Origin of the sequence: Pleurocapsa sp. PCC 7319 (assembly GCF_000332195.1) — a bacterium.
Classification (GTDB): Bacteria; Cyanobacteriota; Cyanobacteriia; order Cyanobacteriales; family Xenococcaceae; genus Waterburya.
Genome location: NZ_KB235922.1, coordinates 803,397 through 825,232, shown reverse-complemented (window position 1 = coordinate 825,232; position 21,836 = coordinate 803,397). Strand labels below are relative to the sequence as shown.

Annotated in this window: 21 protein-coding genes and 1 pseudogene; 11 read left to right on the top strand and 11 right to left on the bottom strand. The window is 39.0% G+C overall.

From position 1 onward, the window contains the following. The first annotated feature begins 88 nt into the window (after positions 1-88). The 5 genes from PLEUR7319_RS0107895 to PLEUR7319_RS0107875 all read left to right on the top strand — a co-directional run bounded on the left by PLEUR7319_RS0107895 (position 89) and on the right by PLEUR7319_RS0107875 (position 4,814). Positions 89-745, top strand: a complete 657-nt coding sequence (locus PLEUR7319_RS0107895; RefSeq protein WP_019504678.1) for a DUF3365 domain-containing protein — start codon at positions 89-91, stop codon at positions 743-745. Between the two features lie 164 nt (positions 746-909). Next, the gene (locus tag PLEUR7319_RS0107890) at positions 910-1,524 is read left to right on the top strand and encodes a hypothetical protein (protein ID WP_019504677.1); all 615 of its coding nucleotides are present in this window, start codon (positions 910-912) and stop codon (positions 1,522-1,524) included. A 27-nt stretch (positions 1,525-1,551) separates the two neighbouring features. Continuing rightward, positions 1,552-2,103 (top strand): globin family protein, encoded by a 552-nt coding sequence (locus PLEUR7319_RS0107885; RefSeq protein ID WP_019504676.1) that lies wholly within the window; start codon positions 1,552-1,554, stop codon positions 2,101-2,103. Between the two features lie 49 nt (positions 2,104-2,152). Then, positions 2,153-3,076, top strand: coding sequence for a pentapeptide repeat-containing protein (locus PLEUR7319_RS0107880; protein WP_019504675.1), 924 nt, complete (start codon positions 2,153-2,155; stop codon positions 3,074-3,076). Next, a complete protein-coding gene (locus PLEUR7319_RS0107875; RefSeq protein ID WP_019504674.1) occupies positions 3,066-4,814 on the top strand; it encodes a cytochrome c biogenesis protein in 1,749 nt (582 codons plus the stop codon). Before PLEUR7319_RS0107880 ends, PLEUR7319_RS0107875 begins: the two co-directional genes overlap by 11 nt. Positions 4,815-5,106: 292 nt before the next feature. Here PLEUR7319_RS0107875 and PLEUR7319_RS0107870 read toward each other — a convergent pair whose 3' ends face one another. Further along, positions 5,107-6,900 carry a sodium:solute symporter family protein gene (locus PLEUR7319_RS0107870; RefSeq protein WP_019504672.1) on the bottom strand — a complete coding sequence of 598 codons (1,794 nt, stop codon included), beginning with the start codon at positions 6,898-6,900 and terminating at the stop codon, positions 5,107-5,109. 358 nt (positions 6,901-7,258) lie between these two features. Between PLEUR7319_RS0107870 and PLEUR7319_RS0107865 the strand changes: the two genes are divergently transcribed. Further along, entirely contained in the window at positions 7,259-8,443 is a 1,185-nt protein-coding gene (locus PLEUR7319_RS0107865) for a serine/threonine-protein kinase (RefSeq protein ID WP_019504671.1), read from the top strand. Between the two features lie 42 nt (positions 8,444-8,485). Here PLEUR7319_RS0107865 and PLEUR7319_RS0107860 read toward each other — a convergent pair whose 3' ends face one another. Together PLEUR7319_RS0107860 and PLEUR7319_RS0107855 are read right to left on the bottom strand one after the other, a co-directional pair. Then, positions 8,486-9,157 (bottom strand): class I SAM-dependent methyltransferase, encoded by a 672-nt coding sequence (locus tag PLEUR7319_RS0107860; RefSeq protein ID WP_019504670.1) that lies wholly within the window; start codon positions 9,155-9,157, stop codon positions 8,486-8,488. Between the two features lie 244 nt (positions 9,158-9,401). Beyond that, a complete protein-coding gene (locus PLEUR7319_RS0107855; protein ID WP_019504669.1) occupies positions 9,402-9,665 on the bottom strand; it encodes a hypothetical protein in 264 nt (87 codons plus the stop codon). A 383-nt stretch (positions 9,666-10,048) separates the two neighbouring features. Here PLEUR7319_RS0107855 and PLEUR7319_RS43435 point away from each other — a divergent pair. Continuing rightward, positions 10,049-10,180, top strand: a pseudogene (locus tag PLEUR7319_RS43435) (RNA-guided endonuclease TnpB family protein); the annotation flags it as partial. Positions 10,181-10,301: 121 nt separating this feature from the next. Here PLEUR7319_RS43435 and PLEUR7319_RS0107845 read toward each other — a convergent pair. After that, positions 10,302-11,195, bottom strand: coding sequence for a DUF3365 domain-containing protein (locus PLEUR7319_RS0107845; RefSeq protein WP_019504667.1), 894 nt, complete (start codon positions 11,193-11,195; stop codon positions 10,302-10,304). A 221-nt stretch (positions 11,196-11,416) separates the two neighbouring features. Between PLEUR7319_RS0107845 and PLEUR7319_RS0107840 the strand changes: the two genes are divergently transcribed. Continuing rightward, on the top strand, positions 11,417-12,262 hold the full coding sequence (locus PLEUR7319_RS0107840) for a phosphate/phosphite/phosphonate ABC transporter substrate-binding protein (RefSeq protein WP_019504666.1): 846 nt from the start codon (positions 11,417-11,419) through the stop codon (positions 12,260-12,262). Positions 12,263-12,271: 9 nt separating this feature from the next. Here PLEUR7319_RS0107840 and PLEUR7319_RS0107835 read toward each other — a convergent pair whose 3' ends face one another. Further along, a complete protein-coding gene (locus PLEUR7319_RS0107835; protein WP_019504665.1) occupies positions 12,272-12,925 on the bottom strand; it encodes an L-threonylcarbamoyladenylate synthase in 654 nt (217 codons plus the stop codon). A 118-nt stretch (positions 12,926-13,043) separates the two neighbouring features. Here PLEUR7319_RS0107835 and larC point away from each other — a divergent pair, with 118 nt between their 5' ends. Together larC and PLEUR7319_RS0107825 are read left to right on the top strand one after the other, a co-directional pair. After that, entirely contained in the window at positions 13,044-14,285 is a 1,242-nt protein-coding gene (gene larC, locus PLEUR7319_RS0107830) for a nickel pincer cofactor biosynthesis protein LarC (RefSeq protein WP_019504664.1), read from the top strand. A 55-nt stretch (positions 14,286-14,340) separates the two neighbouring features. Then, positions 14,341-14,685 (top strand): DUF779 domain-containing protein, encoded by a 345-nt coding sequence (locus PLEUR7319_RS0107825; protein WP_019504663.1) that lies wholly within the window; start codon positions 14,341-14,343, stop codon positions 14,683-14,685. A gap of 76 nt (positions 14,686-14,761) precedes the next feature. Here the strand turns inward: PLEUR7319_RS0107825 and PLEUR7319_RS0107820 are convergent, their stop codons facing one another. Genes PLEUR7319_RS0107820 through PLEUR7319_RS0107810 form a run of 3 tightly spaced genes read right to left on the bottom strand, consistent with a single transcriptional unit; the run spans position 14,762 to position 18,204 of the window. Continuing rightward, positions 14,762-16,018, bottom strand: a complete 1,257-nt coding sequence (locus PLEUR7319_RS0107820) for a threonine ammonia-lyase (protein ID WP_036798778.1) — start codon at positions 16,016-16,018, stop codon at positions 14,762-14,764. Position 16,019: 1 nt separating this feature from the next. Continuing rightward, positions 16,020-17,207 carry a glycine C-acetyltransferase gene (kbl, locus tag PLEUR7319_RS0107815; protein ID WP_019504661.1) on the bottom strand — a complete coding sequence of 396 codons (1,188 nt, stop codon included), beginning with the start codon at positions 17,205-17,207 and terminating at the stop codon, positions 16,020-16,022. Positions 17,208-17,223: 16 nt separating this feature from the next. Next, positions 17,224-18,204: an NAD-dependent epimerase/dehydratase family protein gene (locus PLEUR7319_RS0107810; protein ID WP_019504660.1), complete on the bottom strand. Its 981-nt coding sequence runs from the start codon at positions 18,202-18,204 to the stop codon at positions 17,224-17,226. A gap of 204 nt (positions 18,205-18,408) precedes the next feature. Here PLEUR7319_RS0107810 and PLEUR7319_RS43430 point away from each other — a divergent pair, with 204 nt between their 5' ends. Beyond that, on the top strand, positions 18,409-18,588 hold the full coding sequence (locus tag PLEUR7319_RS43430) for a CHASE domain-containing protein (protein WP_083892551.1): 180 nt from the start codon (positions 18,409-18,411) through the stop codon (positions 18,586-18,588). 44 nt (positions 18,589-18,632) lie between these two features. Here PLEUR7319_RS43430 and PLEUR7319_RS0107805 read toward each other — a convergent pair whose 3' ends face one another. The 3 genes from PLEUR7319_RS0107805 to PLEUR7319_RS40550 all read right to left on the bottom strand — a co-directional run bounded on the left by PLEUR7319_RS0107805 (position 18,633) and on the right by PLEUR7319_RS40550 (position 21,561). Continuing rightward, the gene (locus PLEUR7319_RS0107805) at positions 18,633-20,366 is read right to left on the bottom strand and encodes an ABC transporter ATP-binding protein (RefSeq protein ID WP_019504659.1); all 1,734 of its coding nucleotides are present in this window, start codon (positions 20,364-20,366) and stop codon (positions 18,633-18,635) included. A 522-nt stretch (positions 20,367-20,888) separates the two neighbouring features. Next, entirely contained in the window at positions 20,889-21,281 is a 393-nt protein-coding gene (locus PLEUR7319_RS0107800; RefSeq protein WP_019504658.1) for a response regulator, read from the bottom strand. Positions 21,282-21,363: 82 nt separating this feature from the next. Beyond that, positions 21,364-21,561 carry a hypothetical protein gene (locus tag PLEUR7319_RS40550; RefSeq protein ID WP_144054268.1) on the bottom strand — a complete coding sequence of 66 codons (198 nt, stop codon included), beginning with the start codon at positions 21,559-21,561 and terminating at the stop codon, positions 21,364-21,366. Positions 21,562-21,836 lie beyond the last annotated feature (275 nt).

Here is a 21,836-nt window from a genome sequence, read left to right as displayed (position 1 = left end):
CGGTGCACTTACTCTTGCGTATTTAAATTCCGCGAGGTCGCACTGATTCCACATTACTCAATCACTAATACCTAAATCCATACTAACAATGAACAACCTAATTCAAGATCTAAAAACCCGAACCATCGGCTTAATTGCTCTAGCGGTAACGGTTTGCTTTACGGCGATCGCCTGTAGCGGTGGCGGTTCAACCCAAGCTGCTGATGGCATCGCTCCCGAAGTAGTTGTCGACTACGTTCACACCGTCTTACTGGCAGATCGGACTGCTTACACTAAGCACGTCGTCAATCGACTCAAAACTCTGGAAGGTAAAGAAAAAGCAGACGGTGTAGTCCCCGCAGAAGCGACAGAAGGCTGGGATCAAACTGGAGGCGTACCCCTACCGGCACAAATGTTCCGCTTGGGTTCGGAAGTAGCAGCAGAAACCGCTGACGAGAAAGGCATTGGTTTTACCTATAACTTAATCTCTACCTGGAACATCAACGACAGCCACGCCCCCAAATCTGAATTTGAGAAAAAGGCGATGGAAGAAGTTAACAAAACAGGCGAACCCTACAAGGAATACCAAGAAATTGGCGGACAAAAATACTTCTCTGCCCTCTATCCCGATAAAGCCGTAGCAGAAGCTTGCGTAACTTGCCACAATACTCACCCAGTTCATCTTGAACGTTATCCCGATAAGAAATTCGAGATGGATGAAGTTATGGGCGGAGTTATTATCAATCTTCCCATTGAGGAAACCTAACAATACTAACAAGATATGTAGAGTGGGGATTGCCCACCCTACATTTTGATTAAGTATGCGATCAAATAATTTTTGCCAGGTAATACAAAGTTCTTAAATTTATTTGTGAGTAAATCTTGAGTTGCCCACACTACAAGCAATAAATGATCAATGCCCAATGATAAATGAAGCCTAAATTCTCTACCCTGATTATTCTGACCTTAATTACCGCAGCGCTTCTCGCGCCCTTTGCGGTTAGCCCGATTTATATACCTATTTTAAGAGAGCAAGCTTTTGATGTTTTATATTTTCTGCAAGGCAATCTCTTTAAACAAATTACAGGCTATATATCTTTAGTATTTGTCATTATTGAAATGCTTTTAGTTGCTCGCAAGCGGGGCAGGGGTTGGAAAATCAAGCTTTCCGTACCTGGTTCGATGCAACTATGGCGCAGCATTCATATTTTCTTGGGTGTGGGTTTATTAGCAGTGGTCTTAATTCATACCATTGGCGTTACAGGAATTAATTTTAACGCCATCTTTCTCTGGGTGTTCTTTGCCGTCAGTCTTTCTGCTTTGGTAGGAGTAGTGGCAGAAACGGGAGTTATCGAATCATCCCAAAAACGCTTTTTCCCGATGTTAACAACCGCAACTACGGATGGGAAAAAAGTCTCTGGTATTTCTAAAGGCAATATGATTCGGGGAATGCGTGCCTTCTGGTTGAGTAGTCACATTATTTTAGTGGCACTATTTTCAGTAATGCTACTATTTCATATCTTTCTTGCTTATTACTATGCCTAGTTCATTAGTCAAGCTATTCAGAGCAATATGACCTTAAATATTAAACTCTTAGAGACTAGTTTTGAAAAAATTAAACCGAACACTATCGAATTTTCTGCTAGCTTTTATCAAAAACTATTTACTTATCATCCTGAATTAAAATCATTATTTGCCAACACTGATTTGGTTGCTCAAGAGAAAAAGTTAATTGCTTCTTTGGCTTTGATTGTGGAAAATTTACACAATCCTGAAGAATTGACTAATGCTCTTAAAAGTTTGGGGGCGTATCATCATCAAATTGGAGCATTGCCAGAGCATTATCCTTATATCGGACAAGCTTTAATCGAAACTTTTGCTGAATATCTCGATCACGACTGGAATCGAGAAGTCGAAAGGGCTTGGATAGATGCTTATAATTTAATTTCTGAAATTATGTTGGCAGGAGCTAAAAATCCTGGTGATTATTTAGGAGGAGAATTAACTTTTTATGATTGGCTCGATCTCTATGGAGAATCTAGCTCTACAGTCAAGGAAATGATTATTAATACGACTCATTTTGAATATCGTAATTCTCAAGTTATCCATAAATCTTTTGAATAAAATTATTATGCTCTTTTTTCCATAATTATGGAAAAGTAATCAACAATCAATGACCTTATTAAAACCAGAAGAAGTATTAGCCAAAATTCAGACTGGCGAGGAATTGCGAGAAGCAGAACTAAGCCGATTAAAATTAGATTCTGTGGCGATCGCCCGCGCTACTATAATTAATTGCTATCTGCGAGGGGCGATTTTTAGTAACTTAGAGGCTCAGGAAGTTAACCTCAAACAAACTAATTTAACTTTTGCCAAACTAAATCGCGTAAATTTCCAACAAGCAAATTTAGAGCGAACCGAATTTAATTCCGCTACTTTTGAGGATGTGGTTTTAGATGATGCGAATGCTTATAAAGCAAAATTTTATGGTGCAAGTTTAAATGATTTTAAAGCAGCTAGAGCTAACTTTTCCCATGCTGACTGGCGACAGGCTACTGGAGAAAATATATATTTAGGTAGTGCCAATCTCAACCAAGTTTTTGCTAGTAAAACAAAGTTTAAGCAAATTTTTCTCGAACGAGCTACGGTAACTAATGCGGGATTTCAGGGAACGGAAATAATTAATTCTCGCTGGCATAAGACTAACCTACAAAACAGTAATTTTAATCGAGCAAAAATTGCTCAGGCTCAATTTAATGATGCAACTTTAGTTAATGCTAAATTTACCGAGTCAGAACTAACAAAAATAGATTTTATTGCAGCAGAATTACTAGAAACTAGTTTTACTAATGCTCGGCTAGCAGAGATTAATTTCACCAACAGTATTCTGTTATCGGCAAATTTTGAAGGAGCAACATTAACCAATATTGAATTTACAAATGCCAATTTACAAGATGTCAATTTGGAAAATACGAGCTGGCACAATGTTAGCTTTTCTAACTGCGAGGTAGGCGGTGCAGTCTTCTCCGACGCTCAAGGTTTAACCGACGAACAAAAACAATATTTACGCAATCATGGTGCTTTAAATGTTAATTAATTTCTCTGACGAGGCAATTTCACAATCAAAAGAAGCTAATTTTGGGGCAACTTCCACTAAGAATAATATTATTAAATTTATAATTGGTTTAATTCTCGGAATTACCATTTTTGTTTTACCTCTGACTCAATTCCAGCCTTCTCCTACTGCATCTTTACAAAACCTAGCAGTACAGTTAGACGGACGCAAAAAGCCTTTAGATACGGTAGCTAGAGAAACTGTAGCTCAAATTCACGGCAAAACTAACTACACTTCTGCGGATGGCACGAAGTTAAACTATTTAGATACCTATCTTTCTATGTGGTTTAACGATCGCGACTGGAATCAAGAAGAGTTTATTCTCTTTAGCTATCGCCCATTAAAAGAACAACTGGGACTAGACCCCGAGCGCAAATATTTTTCTTTTGCCGAATTAATACAGTCGGATCTGGGGACGGTAATTATGCAGGTGCGGGAAAAACAGGCAGATAATATCGACTTAGAAAGAAGCGATCGCGAAGCTTCAATCATCGAAGAGCGACTGGCACTAACTATTGCTACCGTCGGCGATACTCAATTACCCCTCGTCCCCCACCCGACAGATCTTAAAGGTACTTGGGCGAGTGTAGATAATGCAGAACAATACTACTCTGCTGCGGAGATTGCACCCATTCAAGCCAACTATCAACAGCTTAAAAAAACCTATCGCAACCATCCCGAAGATCAAGGCGGTATTGAAATAGTTGCTCGGGAATTACAAGCAAAATTAGCTAACCTCTCCCCTGATATATATCCCGACACTGCTACCCTGGCTAGAGAAACCCGTTTTTATAACTTACATCCCTTTGCCAAAGCCTGGATGCTCTATGCCCTGGCGTTTACCGTGATGTTGTTGGTTACTCTATTCAAATCCTTTAATTTCTATTGGGGTGCATTGGGAATCTTCAGCACTGGCTTGTTAATTCACGGCTACGGCTTCCTCGAAAGAATGCAAATAGCCAGTAGACCTCCCGTTACCAATATGTATGAGTCGGTAATTTGGGTTGGTTTTGGCATTGCGGCGATCGCCTTATTATTTGAATTTATCTATCGAGCAAAATACTATCTCCTAGCTGCTGCCCCTCTAGCAGTAGTCTGTCTCTTACTAGCAGATAGTTTACCCACCATTCTCGACCCTACTATTAAACCCCTCGTCCCCGTTTTGCGGGATAACTTCTGGTTGAGCGTCCACGTACCCACTATCACTCTCAGCTACGCTAGTTTTGCCCTAGCTTTTGGTTTGGGTCATATCATCCTGGCAAATTATCTCTTTGCTTCTAACAACAAACTTCTCCGCAGCCTCTCTAAATGGAATTATGGGGTGTTGCAGGTAGGGGTATTATTACTTACTACAGGTATTATCCTCGGCGGTATCTGGGCGCACTTCTCCTGGGGACGTTTCTGGGGCTGGGACCCGAAAGAAACCTGGGCGTTAATTGCATTAATGTGCTATGTTGTTCCCCTTCACGGACGCTTAGTAGGTTGGCTCAAAGACTTTGGTATGGCAGTTACCAGCGTAGTCGCCTTCAACGCAGTATTGATGGCATGGTATGGCGTTAACTTCGTCCTCGGTACGGGGTTACACAGCTACGGCTTTGGTACGGGGGGATCACAATTATATATTGCTACTTTTGTCGTTCTAGATTTATTATTCGTCGGTATCGCAGCAGCCAAACAACAAGGCTGGTTAATGGGCAAACAACTGGCAGAAACGGATTAGATAACCTTAGTTCGGGTTAAGGCAATTTAAGGGTGAGGTCAGCTATAAACTATAAGCTACAAGCTATAAGCTTTCAAAACAATTTTCTAGTGTATTATCTCAAGTTAGAAACTTGTTTAAATAATGAAGCTAAACAGATAAATATGGAACAAGAAAGTCAAAATATCATCATCAAGACTATTCACCCAACAGGCTTAAAGCTTAAAGCTTAAAGCTTAGAGCTCAAAACCGTTCAATACGAGCAAAGCTAATTCACATCAGGCGTAAAAATGAATTGGAGTAGGTAATACTATCAATCTACATCTAGACCTGGTCGCGGCATGGAAAGAGGCTTGTGCTTATTTAACTGCCGTAGCCAAAAACCACCGAGAACTGCCACGATTAGAGAGAGCCATCCAGTTAAGGATTGTAATAGTAAAAACCCACCGATGGCAAACATGGAACCAAATAGTAGTAAGGTGGCGGCAATTACTTTTTGTATATCCTGGATTAAATCCTGTGCGGCAGGAACTCCTGTTCTGTCTCTCTGCCGTTTCCAACCTATTCCCCCTGGTTGTACCCGTCGATAAAACTCATCTAGAGTGGCATCGGATTCGGGAGCAGTTAAGTACATGACGCTAATCCACAGTACAGCGGTTGTGCCAGAGATAAATAATAGTCTGTAACCAAAGTCAGGAAATAACTGATTAAAATCGGGGTTGATGCTGGTAATTAATCCAATAATAAACCCTCCTACCATGGCTGCTAATTCTGCTGCGGCATTAATCCGCCACCAAAACCAACGCAAAATTAACACTAAGCCTGGACCCGTACCGATCGCAATTACTAAACGAAAAACCGTGGTGATGTCAGTAGAATAGAGAGCGGCGATCGCCCCAAAAAATGTCACGAGAATAGATGTAAGTCTACCGACTGCGACTAATTCGGCTTGAGTGGCATCTGGTTTGAGAAAACGGCGATAGATATCGTTGGTTAAATAAGATGCACCCCAGTTAATGGAAGTAGAAACCGTACTCATAAAAGCTGCAATCAGGGACGTAACTACCAACCCCAACATTACCGGAGGCAAAAATTCCAGCATCAATTTAGGATAGCCCAGTTCTTTGTCTTCTAAGTCAGGATAAATAACCATTGCCACTAAAGCCACCAAAATCCAAGGCCAAGTACGGATGATGTAGTGCAGAATATTAAATAGCCAAGAGGATTTTTCGGCTTCGGCTTCGTCTTTGGCTGCTGCTAAACGTTGGATAAATTCTCCTCCGCCATCACTGCGACGGAAAGACCACCACTGAAGGAATAAATAAGCAGAAAAAGTAGTGGCGGTAATTCCAGCGGCATCACTCCACCCAAAACTACCATTACTAAAATGCAGCGGAAAAAAGGACAAAACATCGATATCACTTGTCTGTTGAACTTGGGGGATAAGTTCATGAATCCCTCCGACATGATTGACTGACACAATGGCAACGGCGATCGCGCCTAGCAACGCCAGAAAAAATTGGAAGAAATCTGTTGTCACCACTCCCCAAAGACCAGAAAAACCCGAATAAACTAGGACGATAATACTAACACCGACTACACTCCAGATTTTGATATTTTCCCCAGGTTCAATCCCTAAACTTTGCCACAGTTCCAAAGCATCGACAACTTTAACCATGGCTAACATGGCATAACCAATGGCAATACAGTTAATAGGAACAGCAAACAGGAAAGCCTTAGTTCCCCGTAAAATCGCGGCAGTATTACCGCCATAACGAATTTCCGTTAGTTCCGCATCGGTAACAATTTCTGAGCGCCGCCATAAACGGGAAAAGATATAAATTAAAATTACATGGGAGATGCCAAAACTCCACCATTCCCAATTGCCTGCAATACCTCGACTAGCTACGACACCACAGATATACAGAGGGGTATCAATGGAAAATGTAGTCGCTGCCATACTGGTTCCCGCTAACCACCAAGGGAGCGATCGTCCAGAGACAAAAAAGTCTTCTAGACTTTGAGAAGCTTTACGAGAAAGGAACAATCCTAAACTAATTGTGAGGACAAAATACAGCAGGACAATTAGCCAATCAATCAGTGTCATGAGTTTGAATTCGACTGTTTAAAATGCCTCATTATACAAGCTAAAAGCCGTAATTTTATAGTTAAATAAATGCTTGCCAATAAGCAGAATAATAATGAAGTAAGTCAGAGAATTTACGAAAAATCATTGACCATGATAACCATTTCCGCATAATTTTTGGCTCTGATGTATATATTGAAATATATATTCCAGTTCGATCACAACTGATAATAATTATGTAGGCTCAAAAGAATCAATTTGATAAAATAAAGATCTATCTCAACTCTATTTTCTAATATTAATAATTCATAAATTAATTAATTGTTAAGAAAATATATCGTTTTATTTTTAATTTTACATAAATAAACTAATCAAGTTAATGAGTCTTTGTATCAATCCTGAATGTCCCAAACCTCAGAACTCTGATACCACAATTTTTTGTATGGGTTGTGGCTCAGAGTTACTATTAGATGGAAGGTATCGTGTAGTTCGAGAACTGGGTCACGGGGGATTTGGTACGACATACGAAATAATAGATGTCAATTCTCGTTCTTGGTTACTTAAAGTTCTCACGGATAACCACCCTAAATACGTAGAGCTATTTCAACAAGAAGCTAGAATTTTAGGTGTTTTCAATCATCCTGGTATACCTAAGATAGATTTAGATGGTTATTTTCTATACTTTGCTAATCAGCAACAAGAACCTCTACACTGTCTGGTAATGGAAAAAATTGAGGGCTTAAATCTCCATGAATATATTCATCAGAGAGGCAACCGCCCAGTTAAACCAAAAAGAGTTTTGCGCTGGTTAGCTGAATTGACTCTTATTCTGGAACAAGTTCACGATCGTAATTTTTTTCACAGAGACATTAAACCAGCTAATATAATGCTGCGCAGCAACGGTTGTTTAGTTCTGATCGATTTTGGAACAGCTAGAAAAGTAGATCAAAGTTATATTGCCAAGCAGGCATTAGGACAGATTACAGGAGTTGTTACTCAAGGGTATACTCCCATAGAACAGATGAGAGGAAAAGCCGTTCTGCAATCAGATTTTTACTCTCTTAGCGGCACGATGATTTTTCTTTTGACTGCTAAAAATCCCACTTATTTTTATAATTTTTCGCAAAATAGACTGGATTGGCAACAAGCTGTTGAGGGAGTTTCACCTCAATTCGCCGATTTATTAAATCGGATGATGGCATTTTGTCCGTCCCAACGTCCCAGCACTGCCAGAGAAATTTTTAATCAAATTATTGCCCTAGAACCTAGCTTGCAAATTCTTGATGAGCACTTTAAATCATCTTCATCTGAGCCAAAACCTACATCTATTGTCAAGCAAAATTCTATTAGTACTAGTTCCTTGAATAATTCTCCAATAGCTCCAGAGTTTGTCAAACGTTGCTGCCAGGAATTAGCTGAGTTTATCGGGCCCATAGCAACTATTGTTTGCGATCGCATTATTAAACAAAATCCTACTATTTCTCAAGAGGAGCTATGTTTGGCTCTCGCCAAAACTATCAATAACCCAGAGCAAGCAAGAGATTTTCAACAGCGATTTTTATAACAGCTTTTTATTAAAAACGCCTGATGTTAATTATTCGAGACATTATTTTTCATAAGCGATGAAAGATTTGGTCAAACCCAAAAACTTCTCTTCAAAAATACTTGCTTTGGGAAATAGTTTGATAAATTCTTTTTTGGTAAGTAAATTTATTCCATTAACAACATTTTTGGCTTGTTCTTGACTATCAATTTTTTTACGTCTTCTACCGATATGCATTAGTATCCAGACTTTTATCTGTAAAGGAAGAAACTGAAAGAAAGGATATACAAAATGAGGTTCAATCGGAAAATAGAAATTTGGTGTCTGAACAAAATATTTTTTGCCTACACGTTGAATTTCCTTAGCCATCTGCATTTTGTTCTTATAATCGCCAACATGTTCGATTACAGAATTAGAAAAAACTATGTCAAATTCTCCATCAGCAAATTGACTCATATTTCTGGCATCACCAACAATTGATTTTATATTGGGAAAATTTGTCTTTTCTTGATAGATGTTGAGAATTGTAATTTGGTATTTATAAACTGCACTTGGATTACAAAATCCCTCTCTAGACCAAATTGTCTCTCTACCACCTACATCAAGAATTTTTAAAGGATAAGATGTCGAGGTCAAGAGACTTTTAAAAAGAACAAATCTTTTGGCTCTTAATTTTGCCGATACTGAAGATTTATTATGTGGAGTTGCCATATCAATTAGCCATTGTCTTAACATAAATTCCTCTACTTCCTAAAATGTTTCAACCTCTTGTAAAGCCTCTCCCGTATTAATGAGGTATAACTTAGTTCTGACTGTGACTGTGACTAGGGTCTGAAAAGATGTACGAGAAGTATAATTAATCACCTAAGAGAATGAAGGATGATTTTGAGATCAAGAAAAAAGTGCAACTCAAATAATTCTCATTGGTTAATTTGAAATTGCATAAGTTGTTGAGCAAGCTCTGATGTATTGCTCAATCTCACTTGACTGGTATCATCTTTTCTAGTTTTACAATCATCTGTTGATTAGCGAATTCAAGATCTGCTACACCTGTAGTATCAAACTGATGCCAGTCTGCCCAACTGCCAAAATCAGAATTGAAATCGTTGTTAAAGAAAGCAGCATTACTAGTAAATTCACCCGACACCTCAGAGTCATTATTAAATGACTTAGGTTGTAGAGTTAAATCTTCAAAATCAACTACTTTAAAAGCATTGTCAATCATCGGTAACGCTTTCTCCATTAGCCAAAATAATTACTTTAAGCCATGATTATACATTTATTTTAAGCAGTTTAAATGCAACCTATTATACTGAAACAAAAATGTAATTTATAATACTGATTTGACCAAATTTTTCTTGTGCTTACCCTGCATATTCGTCATAGAAGGAAGGTAATGTTTTAGATGTCTTAAACTTTGCTGCCAAGGTACAGATGAAGCAGCTTGTAACGGATATTTAGCAGGTTGAGTATTAAAATGTAGAGTATTAAAATGTAGAGTATTAAAATGATCTTTTTCAAAACAAAAACAGACAGCCCATTGCCTTGATGTTGCGACGTTTTTGAATCAAGATATCTAAAATTCTTCTTTTATCATCTACTGCTCGCCAAAGCCAGTAAAAACTTAAGAAAGATTCAGAAAAACTTTGGCTTAAGCAAGTTTCATCTGTACCACTACAACAAGGGTTAAGACATCTAAACACAGCATTGATCAACTTCTTTGCTGGCAGAAACAAGTATCCCAAGTTTAATCCTAAATTGGGTAAATTAGGGACGACAAAAGTTTTCGCTCCTGCCTCTGCTAGTTAGCCCCTCATAAATCGCCAGTAATAAACCTACAAGGAGTCGCGCTCGTGGGTTTTCACCTTCTATAATTTAATCACTTTTTATCTAACATTTCCATTGCCATTTTCATACTGACTTTAAGACGATTGAGAGAAGCTGCCAAAATACCAATTTCATCATTAGTATTTTGTTCAAATTCCGTATCCATATCTCCCATACTAAGCTGCTTAGATAAATAAGACATTTTTTTAATAGGTTCTGTAACAGTAAATTTGAGAAAAAGATTCAATAAAAAGCTGGTAATGACTAAAAGAATAAAAATTCTCCCAATTACTAAAAAACCAAGTTGGCGAGCAGCTTCAAAAACTTTACTAGCTGGAACTGAAATAATTTGCGCTCCCACTATTTCATTGAGTTGCCAACCAAAACCATTACTATTTCCATAGGTAGTAATCAAGCTTTTTGGAGCTTGTTGAGGACTACCATGACATCGCAAGCAACTCTCTTTTTCGATCTTGAGAGGACGAGCTATGTAGAAAAAATCTCCCCCTGGAATTGAGCGAAAACCCTGTGTTTGTTCTCTTGATTGTTCTTGAAAAGATTTGATGATTTTTGTTTCAAATTCATCTGCTTTGTCTCTAATATTTGTCGGGTTTAATGTGGCTTCTTTATAGAAAAACTGGCTATATTTGTCGTTAGTCCGTAAATGCTCGAAGACTTCCCTCGCAGAATAGGCAGGAACAGTTTGAGATAAAAATATTTGTTCCGTTTCTAACCGAGATGATAATTCGGGATTAATTTGAGTGCTAGTATAATTGCGAATCGAGTTCATGGTTTCGATTAATATTGATGCTCGTTCTGCAACTACTTGTTCGGCATAACTTTGCAAAACTTTTGACAAAATAAAGCCAATAGTACCAATTAAAAATATTAAAATTATTGCTAAGATAATATTGAGTTTTGCACTTAATTTAAGATTTTTATACATTGTAACTATTAATTCTCTTGTAGTATTCTACTATATTTCTTATAGGCTATATCCTGTTTTTTAATGCCGATCTACAATTAGAAATAATATAAACTTTTTTTTCTTTTTATAAAGTTTTTTGTTTGAGAAGGTTTCTAATTTTTTGTTTGTCTATTTGACTGACATTGTCTATATCTATATTTTTTATTGTCTCAATAGTCAACTAAATATTTAAAAAAAATATGATTCTACAACGTATTTTATTAATAACAACTATTTTTTCCCTAACAGCTTGTAAACCGACCTCAGAAACTATCATCAGCAAGCTAAATGTTGGAGTTGTCAGCTACGGTAAAAGCGAGGTTTCTTTAAGACAATACGCTGATTTTGAAAAGTATATGGGAGAACAATTGAATAGCGTGATCGAGATTGAACCAGTCTATAACGAAGTTAAAGCACTAGAGCAGGTAACTAAGAAAAAATGGGATGTGGTATTTGCACCACCAGGTTTAGCAGCGATCGCAATTTCTCAATACAATTACTTACCAATAGCACCTTTAGAAGGTAGAAACAAAACTCGCTCAGTAATAATAGTTAAAAACAATTCTAAGTTTGAGCAGCGTCGTGATTTAGTGGGTCAGACTATTGCTCTAGGACAAAAAGGTTCAGCAACAGGATATTATTTGCCAATCTACAACTTATATGGAGTAAAGTTTTCCCGAATTTTGTATGCACCGACTCCACAACACATTTTGCAGTGGATTGATGAAGATAAAGTAGTTGTAGGAGCTTTATCTGTGCAAGAATATAATCTCTACCGTCGCAACTTCAGCCCCAATCGATTTAAAGTTATTCACCTTGACGAGCATCCAGTTCCTTCAGGAGCAGTTTTAATTAGCGATCGCCTTGAAAAAGAGCAGGAAGACAAAATTACAGTAGCTCTAATTCAAACTCCGTCGTTTATATCTTCCTCTGTTGGTTTTTTACCTAAAGAAAAGCTACCAGATTATAACTATCTAAACCAAGTAATCAATAGAGTGCAAGAAATTTCTGAAGATGCCCTACCCACTAGTGATTTAACTAACTAAGTATTGATATCAATGTACAACACCGATCCAATTTTCTACCTCTTGCCAGCCTAAACCTTGACGAACTACTTCGGGTTCATCAGTAGTAAAGTCGAGGATGGTGGATACTTTAATACCTGGATCGACGCTATTGTCAATAATCAAATCTACTTGATTTTCTAAAGAATCAAATAGCCGTGCTTTTTCCACATACTTGGTAGGATACTCACCATCGTCATCTGCCAGGTGAGCAGAGGTCGAAACTACAGGGTTTCCCAAACTTTTTAATAATGCTTGACACAATACATTGTCGGGAACTCGGATACCTGTGGTTTTACGTTTAGGACTCATAACCATCTTGGGAACTTGCTTAGTAGCAGGTAAGAGAAAAGTATATGGACCTGGAATGAGATGTTTCATGATCCGATAGGCGCGATCGCTCACAGTAGCGTATTGAGAAATATTTGAAAGAGAAGAACACAAAAAAGTCAGAGGTTTATCGTTAGACATCTGCTTAATTCTCCTAACTTTTTCTACGGCGGATTTGACCCTAAGATCGCAGCCAATAGCGTAAACTGTATCGGTGGGATAAAGCATCACCGCACCTTTTTTTAGCTCTGTAACAATTTGCTCGATAGATCTTTGTTGGGGATTATGGGGGTGTAATTCGTATAAAATCGCCATGATGCTAAATAATTAATAGTGAACAATTAGTAGTGATAATAGTGAATTTTTTTAATGCTGGAGCTATCAAAAGCTAAGATCGTTTCAATGTTGAGCAAGATACTGTTGATTTTGTTTTATGGGCAAGATTGGTTATTTAGAGTGTCCGACGGGAATTGCCGGAGATATGTGCTTGGGGGCATTGGTTGATTATGGTCTACCCTGGCAATATTTAGTTACTCAGCTCAAAAGTTTGGGTATTGAGTCAGAATATCAATTAAGAACAGAGAAAGTTATCCGCAACGGGCAATCAGCTACCAAAGTTCATGTCGATTTACGACCCGAACCCGAGGTTACTGATACCAGCCATCATCATTCCCATTATCCTGCTAGACATTTACCAGAAATTGAAAATTTAATTAAATCTGCAACTTTACCAGACAGAGCTAAACAATGGAGTTTAGAAGTATTTAAGCAGTTGGCGATCGCCGAAAGCGCAGTCCATGGTATTCCGCCAGAAAAAGTCCATTTTCATGAAGTGGGAGCAACCGATGCGATTGTAGATATTGTCGGGACTTGCATCGGCTTAGACTGGTTGAATCTTGAGCAATTATATTGTTCAGCGATGCCTACAGGGGGAGGTACGGTCAAGGCTGCTCATGGTAAATTGCCTGTACCTGTTCCAGCAGTAGTCAAGCTTTGGGAGACCAGAGAAGTACCAATTTATAGTAATGGGATCAACAAAGAGCTAGTTACACCTACGGGCGCAGCGATCGCTACTACTTTAGCAGCTGGTTTTGGTGAACCTCCAGCTATGAGACTAGGAAAAATTGGCTTAGGGGCTGGTTCAATAGACCTGGAAATTCCCAATACTCTGCGCTTGTGGATTGGGGAAAAGATTGATGCAGAAGCAGAACAGCCACAGGTAATGCTTAAGCAAGAAACGGTTACAATCTTAGAAACTCAAATCGATGACCTCAGCCCTCAAGCGATCGCCTACACTTTAGAAGAACTACTAGCAGCAGGAGCCCTCGATGTCTTTACTCAGAGTATTGGCATGAAAAAATCTCGCACTGGAATTCTATTAACGGTTGTTTGTCTTCCTGAACTAGCCAACAGCTGTAAAACTATCATTTTTCGCGAGACTACTACCTTGGGAATTCGAGAACGTAACCAACAAAGAAGTATTCTCAATCGCCAGATAGAATCTGTAGAAACCGAGTACGGTAGAGTGAGAGTTAAGATCGCTAGTTGGGGCACAGAAGAAAATAAGCAAGTTATTAATGTGCAGCCAGAATATGAAGATTGCGCTACCTTGGCTCGTCAGCACAATGTGCCCTGGAGAGAAATAGCTCAAAGAGCGATCGCCGATTGGGAATAATAATTAGCCAAGTTAGTTTGGCGCAGTATGAGGATTAATTTTTGAGGCAAAAATAATGACTACAACAAAAAACGTCGCCAAAGTAATTGCTACTGAAGCAGCATTAGCTTTAATCGCACAGTTAAAAGCTGAGCATGGTTCATTAATGTTTCATCAATCTGGAGGTTGTTGTGACGGTAGTACACCGATGTGTTTTCCTGAGGGAGAATTGATTATTGGTGACGGGGATGTCTTACTGGGAGAAATTGGAGAATGCCCTTTTTATATAAGTGCGAGTCAATACGAATACTGGAAACACACCCAGCTAATTATTGATGTCGCTTCTGGTCCAGGAAATGATTTTTCCCTAGAAAGTGCTGATGGAGTTCGTTTTCTGAGTCGCTCCCGTTTGTTACCTTAAAAAGCTTTAAGCTCTATGCCTTAAGCTTTAAGCTCTAAAGTTTACTGTACCTCGTTTAAACAAGGACTGGTGTATACTAAGTGTCTACAAAATCCGAATTTGCCTCACAAATTGACCGCAATCGGGTTTTATATCCTGCCTTGTTTAGAGCTTCTATAATTTGCTGTATATGAGCCTGTCCTCGTGTCATTAGGACCAATTCCACATCCGCTGAATGCAAGGGCAGACAAGAAAATTCTCGTTGATGATGAACCTCGACAATATTGGCACCAGTCTCACCAATATAACGTGTAACGTCTGCCAAAACTCCAGGCACATCTCTAATTTCAACTTCCAATCTCACCAAGCGTCCCGAACGAACCATACTCCGTTGCACAATCTCGGTCAAAATAGGTAGGTCAATGTTACCTCCACTAAGAACGATACCTACCTTGTGTTTAGCAAAGCGCTGCTCATACTTAATTAAAGCTGCTAATCCTGCTGCACCTGCTCCTTCTACGACTGTTTTTTCTCTCTCTAGTAGTAGCTGGACTGCTTCTTCAATCTCTGTTTCTTCTACCAGTAGTAGGTCATCGACTAACTCTCGGATAATCGGTAGGGTCAGTTTCCCTGGGGTTTTAACTGCAATCCCCTCAGCCATCGTTGCTCTGCCGCAAACAATTGGCTCACCTTTTAAAGCTTGCACCATAGAAGGAAAACGCTTAGTTTGCACACCAATAAGCTTAATCTGAGGACGAAGGCTTTTTGCAGCGATCGCATTACCTGCGATTAAGCCCCCTCCACCAACGGGTACTATTAGAATTTCTAGATCGGGATGAGTTGTTAGCATTTCTAAGGCGATCGTTCCTTGTCCCGCAATAATCTGCTCATCATCATAGGGGTGAACGATATTTAGGTTGCGTTCTTTGGCAATCTGTCTGCCTAAGATAATCGAATCATCTAAGGTCTCACCATGAAAAATGATCTCTGCCCCAAAGGAACGTGTGCGTTCTACTTTGACATTCGGTGTAAAAGTCGGCATGACAATGGTTGTGGGAATATCTAACTGTTGCGCCTGATAAGCAACTGCCTGGGCATGATTACCTGCTGACATGGCAATAATTCCCTGTTTTCTCTGAGTATCTGTTAAGGAAAGTAATTTAACTAAAGCACCACGTTCTTTAAATGAACCTGTATATTGCAGGTTTTCATATTTAAGAATTACCGTTGCTCCAGTCATTTCTGATAGCTGTCGGGAATAACGACAAGGGGTATTAGCTGCGAGCTTGTCGATTATCTCAGCTGCTTGATAGATATTTTCTAAGTTAGGTGATTTAGAAGTTGCAAGTTTCATCTTAGATTGCCCCATATTGTTTGCCAACACGAGAAAAAGCCTCAATACAGCTATCGAGTTGGGCGCGAGTATGAGCCGCAGAAACCTGAACCCGAATCCGAGCTTGCCCCAAAGGAACCACAGGATAGCTAAAGCCAATTACATAAATTCCCTCTTCTAATAAATCCCTTGCCATATCTTGGGCTAATTGCGCCTCATAGAGCATAATCGGCACAATGGGATGAATACCTGGTTTAATCTGGAAACCGCAGTTAGTCATTTGTTGGCGGAAATAGCTTGTATTTTCCAGTAGGCGATCGCGCAACTCCCTATTTTGGCTTAATAAATCCAGCACTTTTAAACTGGTGTAAACTACCACTGGGGCGACAGAGTTAGAAAATAAATAAGGTCGCGAGCGCTGTCTTAACAATTCAATAATCTCTTTTCGTCCGCTAGTAAATCCGCCTGTAGCACCTCCCAAAGCTTTGCCTAAGGTGCTGGTAATAATATCTAACCGCCCCATTACTCCACAATGTTCAATTGAACCTCGTCCTGTCTCACCCAAAATGCCAGTGCCATGGCTGTCATCTACCATTACCAGGGCATTATACTTGTCGGCAAGATTGCAGATTGTCTCTAACCTGGCAATCTCCCCATCCATACTGAATACTCCATCAGTAGCAATCAGGCGAATTTTAGCTGTTTGTGTATCTCGCAGTGACTGTTCTAGTTCTTCCATGTCACTATGAGCAAAACGATACCGCTTAGCTTTAGACATACGAATACCGTCAATGATACTGGCATGATTTAGAGCATCACTCAAGACTACACATCTATCATCTAAAATTGTTTCAAATAGTCCACCATTGGCATCGAAACAAGAACTATACAAAATCGTGTCTTCCGTGCTGAGAAACGCCGAAATCTTCGCCTCTAATTCCTTGTGAATGCTTTGCGTACCACAGATAAAACGCACCGAAGATAAGCCAAAACCATATTTACTCAAACCTTCTTGAGCAGCAGCAATTACTTCAGGATGATTCGCTAGTCCTAGATAGTTATTGGCACAGAAATTAAGGACTTCTTGACCTCCCTGAACTGCGATCGCTGCATTTTGAGGAGAAATCAGAATCCGTTCCTCTTTATAAAGTCCAGATTGACGGATTTCATCAAGAATAGACTGAAAACTATCATTAGCGGTAGCAAACATGATTTAATCTCCGAAACTAATTAAATACAAACTCCGAATTCAGAACTCCGAACTCCGAACTCTTAAGAGAAAGATGTTCGAGCATATCAGTAACAATGGCAGTTAAATCGTAGCTATGCTGCCATCCCCAATCTTGCCGAGCTTGGGCATCATCAATTACCGCAGGCCAAGTATCGGCGATCGCCTGGCGGAAATCGGGTTGATAGTCGCAAGTAAAATTGGGAAAATACTTTTGAATTTCAGCAACTAATTCTGCTGCTGAGAAGCTAATGGCAGCGAGATTGTAACTGGAACGTACTGTTATCGATGTTGGTTCAACTTCCATTAGCTGGAGAATTGCGGCGATCGCATCGGGCATATAGATCATCGGCAAGCGAGTGTCAGGACGCACAAAGCAAGTGTAGTGACCATGCTGAAGAGCTTGATAAAATATCTCCACCGCAAAATCGGTTGTACCTCCTCCTGGAGGGGTTTTATAACTAATAATTCCTGGAAAGCGGAGGCTACGGACATCAACTCCAAAGCGATCGGCATAATATTGGCAGAGTAGTTCTCCCGTAACTTTAGTAATCCCATAAATTGTTGAGGGACTTTCAATCGTTACTTGAGGAGTTTGAAATTTAGGAGTGTTGGCACCGAATACAGCAATAGAACTAGGGCAAAAGACTTTGAGTTGATAAGATCTAGCTGCCTCTAAGATATTCCTCAGTCCATTGACATTGACATTCCAGCAGAGTTGGGGATTCTGCTCACCTTTTGCTGACAGTACTCCGGCTAAGTGATAAATCGTATCTACCTGATATTGTTCGATAATCTTACTCAGACGTTTACTATCCGTTACGTCCAAAACTTCATAGATGAATTCTTGGTTTATTGTGTCAGAAAAATTTCGACGACCACTCTCGACTACTCGAATCTCTCTATATTGCTGTCGCAAGGTTGCAACCAGGTCACTGCCAACTTGACCTCTAGAACCAGTAACTAGGATCTTTTTCATGCAAAGTAGCACCTCCAGAGTTCAATTTGCTCCAGGATGCTGCTGATAATTGTCTTAAAACTATTTAATAGCAGTTGTTATTGTGGCTCTTGGCGATAGAGACTGATTCAGCGATCGCCCTGGATTTAGTAAATTCTTTCTCCTCAAACACATTAGGCTGGAAAATAGAACTTATGTTCCTATTCTAACGATTTTTCTCAAGCGATCTCGACAGTTCCCATTACCTTAGCCCAAAAAAGTCATCTGTCCAAAAAAGGCTTTTTAGTTTTCTCCCCAATTTATAAAAACCAGACCTCGACTAAGACAGTTGGCGATCGCCGTCAAAATCTTCAAGGTTTTGCTTTAGGGGTATTTATGATTGAAGATATTGTTGTTCTTCGATAAATTGAGGCGATCGCCTCAATCTGGAGTGATGGCAACTGTATTTTTCAATCAGCTTGAAATTGTCGAGCATAAAAACTGGCATAAACACCATTTTTATCTAGTAGTAATTCCTGATGATTACCAGATTCAACTATTTGTCCTTTTTCTAATACCAAAATTCGGTCTGCCCGTCGCACTGTGGCTAAACGATGAGCAATCACGAAGACAGTGCGTTTCTGCATAATTCGTTCTAAAGCTTCTTGCACTAAAGCTTCTGATTCTGAGTCTAATGCTGAAGTTGCTTCATCTAAAATCAGGATACGGGGATTGAGCAAAATAGCACGGGCGATCGCAATTCTTTGCCGTTGTCCTCCTGAGAGGTTGACACCCCTTTCCCCCACATAAGTGAAATAGCCTTGGGATAGTTCAGTAATAAACTGGTGAGCATTAGCAATCTTGGCAGCAGCTTCCACATCTTTTAATTCATAATCAGTTTTGCCAAAGGCTATGTTTTGAGCAATCGTTCCCGAAAATAGAGTAGTTTCTTGAGGAACGATACCTATTTGTTGGCGGAGACTTTTAAGGGTTACATCTTGAATATTTACGCCATCAATCAATATTTCCCCCCGATCAAGATTATAAAAACGGGGTAATAAATTAACTAAGGTGGATTTACCTGCTCCAGAAGAACCCACCAGGGCAATTGTCTCTCCAGGATTGGCAACTAAACTGAGATTGTTAATTACAGGTACGTTCGTAGTGTAGCTAAAGCTAACGGAATTATATTCAACTTTTCCTGTTACCCCTTCCAGAGCGATCGCCTTATCTTTCTCGATTACGGTTGGTTGAATTGCTATTAACTCAAAAATTTTATCTGCTGAGGCTTGTCCTTCTTTAAAGCCATTATAGTTACTAGTAATATGGCTAATTGGGTCAATTAATAATGCTACCCCGGCTAGATAACTAACAAATTCTTTCCCTGTTAGGTTGCCCTGGGAAATTTGCCAGCCACCCAAGAAAAAAATAAAGACTACACTCATTGCTAGCAAAAAACCTACTACCAAAAACTGAAATGCTTTGGCTTTTTCTGCCTGATATTTTGCCTGACGATTGCCTTCTGCTTCCTGACTAAAGCGTTCTAGTTCATAACTTTCTGCGGCAAAAGCCTGGACTAAACGAATTCCGCCTAAGACTTCGGTTAATAATGCCGATAAATTAGAGATCCGATTTTGACTCCGTCGTGAATACTGCAAAAGTTTTTCCCCAAATGCCCCAATAATTACCGCCATTAGAGGAGCTAAAACCAAAGTTGCTAAAGTTAATTGCCAGTTTAGCCACAGCATATAGCCCAACACGACAATTAACTGCAAAATACAAGGGACAAAATCATGGAAAAACTGGTTAATTACTTCTCCAATGCGATCTATATCCTCTGTTAAGCGATAAGTTAGATCCCCTGTTTTAGCTACCTCGAAATAATTTAAACTCAACTTTTGTAAATGACTATAAACGACTTTACGCAGGTTTAAAGCAATAGTAAGAGCTGCTTTTGCCATCAGGGAATCTTGTCCATATTGAACAATACCTTTGGAGAGAAAAATAATTGCCGCAATTCCTGCAAGTCCCGCAATACCCTTAAGATCTCCTTTGCCAATATATTCTGTCATTTCTCCTGCTAGCCAAGCTTGAGCTGGCCAGAGAGTAGTAAACAAGAGAGTACAAATAAAAGCCAAGGTTATAGTCAGGCTTTGAGGTCTAATAAAAGGAATTAGCTGCCAGTAGCTAGAGCGATTATTCACGTCTATCTTCGGAGTGGAATGGTAGTCCTCAGTCTACACCAGAGCCTAATGCTGTCAATTTATTTATCACTAAATATGGCAATTAATGAGCAAAAATTGCCAAAAAAAAAGCGCGTTAGGTAGCAACGCACTGATTAAAATTGGTAAATAATAATGAATATCTAGTCTTAAATTTATTATTTCACAATTTTTTTAAAATTTTAATTTGTTCATAAAATCTTGTTGTAATTGTAGTTTTCTTCATCTTAACTTTACAAAATTCTGGCTCTTACTTTAATAAGCGATTATACTCACGGGCAATCAGCCAATAGCATTCGCAAGCAGCATTTTCTAGCTTCGCTTGAGAAATAATTTTGATCAAACCACGTTTATAGTGAATAATGCCAGCTTTTTGAAATTTACTAGTGATCGCTGAAGCGTTGGTATTCTGGTTGAGATAGTGCTGCTAATATATCGTTGCTTGCTGGAGTATTCAATCTTGAGGAAACTTTTTTTTCCTACTGAAATTTAGTTTATAAGTAACTAATGACGTAGTGTTGAATACTGATCGTACAGCTTAATTACTTCATTCTTTAGTTTGACAATATTAAAAGGCTTAGTAATTAGCTCTGCATTTTCAGTAATTCGCAAGGTAATTATTTTCTTCATTCCCACCATAGCTGTTAAAAAAATAACGGGTATAGCACAGGTAGTCCAATTAGACTTGAGCAAGGAATAGACAGTTAATCCATCATGTTTAGGCATTGATGTATCAAGTAAAATCACATCTGGCTGATATACTTGTGCTTTAGAAATTCCTTCTTTCCCATTCAAAGCCGTGAAAATATTCCAGTTCGTATCGTATCTTAAAACAAACTTAACTAGAGTATTGAAATCATTATCACCGTTAATCAATAAAAGGCTTTTAGGAATCATACTTAATTAGACACTTTTGTTCAAATGCTGATTTCAACTGCTCTATCATATTTAATTTGAGAAGCGGGTGTAAAAAGTGACTTTAATCTATCAACCAATGAGCCGATAATCTCGCAAATTCTTTTGCTGTATATGTAGCTTCATAACCACACCGATGACAGTTAAAGCTAAATTTTCGATTCCGTTCTACTTCGTAGTATTTGACCTCAACCGAGCCACAACGGGGATACAAACCTTCAAGAACAGTTGTCTCTAAATCCTTTTGTCTCTGCTGGTTCAATATATTATCGGTAATCTTCAAATAAGAATAAAAACTACTAAGAGAAGTCCAGATCAACCAAACAAGCGTCCAAACCCCCTAACTGGCTGGTCGATATCTTACCCAATTCGGATCAAGCTCGATGTTTAGTTTTCTAGAGTTCCCCAATAGCCGTAAATTAATTAGGATAATACCGTTATATTTTTGATTTCAACCAATCGAAAATATTCAATTTAATCGGTTAGAACCATTAACTTAAAAATTTGACATAGTTTTCTAGCTGTGTCTGACCGCTA

Bases quoted from the DNA above. Each gene is read 5' to 3' on its own strand.
- PLEUR7319_RS0107895 (WP_019504678.1), top strand. From the start codon at position 89: ATGAACAACCTAATTCAAGATCTAAAAACCCGAACCATCGGCTTAATT.
- PLEUR7319_RS0107825 (WP_019504663.1), top strand. From the start codon at position 14,341: ATGACTACAACAAAAAACGTCGCCAAAGTAATTGCTACTGAAGCAGCA.
- PLEUR7319_RS0107860 (WP_019504670.1), bottom strand. From the start codon at position 9,157: ATGTTAAGACAATGGCTAATTGATATGGCAACTCCACATAATAAATCT.
- PLEUR7319_RS0107875 (WP_019504674.1), top strand. From the start codon at position 3,066: ATGTTAATTAATTTCTCTGACGAGGCAATTTCACAATCAAAAGAAGCT.
- PLEUR7319_RS0107800 (WP_019504658.1), bottom strand. From the start codon at position 21,281: ATGATTCCTAAAAGCCTTTTATTGATTAACGGTGATAATGATTTCAAT.
- larC (WP_019504664.1), top strand. From the start codon at position 13,044: ATGGGCAAGATTGGTTATTTAGAGTGTCCGACGGGAATTGCCGGAGAT.
- PLEUR7319_RS0107880 (WP_019504675.1), top strand. From the start codon at position 2,153: ATGACCTTATTAAAACCAGAAGAAGTATTAGCCAAAATTCAGACTGGC.
- PLEUR7319_RS0107865 (WP_019504671.1), top strand. From the start codon at position 7,259: ATGAGTCTTTGTATCAATCCTGAATGTCCCAAACCTCAGAACTCTGAT.
- PLEUR7319_RS0107845 (WP_019504667.1), bottom strand. From the start codon at position 11,195: ATGTATAAAAATCTTAAATTAAGTGCAAAACTCAATATTATCTTAGCA.
- PLEUR7319_RS0107810 (WP_019504660.1), bottom strand. From the start codon at position 18,204: ATGAAAAAGATCCTAGTTACTGGTTCTAGAGGTCAAGTTGGCAGTGAC.
- PLEUR7319_RS0107890 (WP_019504677.1), top strand. From the start codon at position 910: ATGAAGCCTAAATTCTCTACCCTGATTATTCTGACCTTAATTACCGCA.
- PLEUR7319_RS0107855 (WP_019504669.1), bottom strand. From the start codon at position 9,665: ATGGAGAAAGCGTTACCGATGATTGACAATGCTTTTAAAGTAGTTGAT.
- PLEUR7319_RS0107835 (WP_019504665.1), bottom strand. From the start codon at position 12,925: ATGGCGATTTTATACGAATTACACCCCCATAATCCCCAACAAAGATCT.
- PLEUR7319_RS0107870 (WP_019504672.1), bottom strand. From the start codon at position 6,900: ATGACACTGATTGATTGGCTAATTGTCCTGCTGTATTTTGTCCTCACA.
- kbl (WP_019504661.1), bottom strand. From the start codon at position 17,207: ATGTTTGCTACCGCTAATGATAGTTTTCAGTCTATTCTTGATGAAATC.
- PLEUR7319_RS0107840 (WP_019504666.1), top strand. From the start codon at position 11,417: ATGATTCTACAACGTATTTTATTAATAACAACTATTTTTTCCCTAACA.
- PLEUR7319_RS0107885 (WP_019504676.1), top strand. From the start codon at position 1,552: ATGACCTTAAATATTAAACTCTTAGAGACTAGTTTTGAAAAAATTAAA.
- PLEUR7319_RS0107820 (WP_036798778.1), bottom strand. From the start codon at position 16,018: ATGAAACTTGCAACTTCTAAATCACCTAACTTAGAAAATATCTATCAA.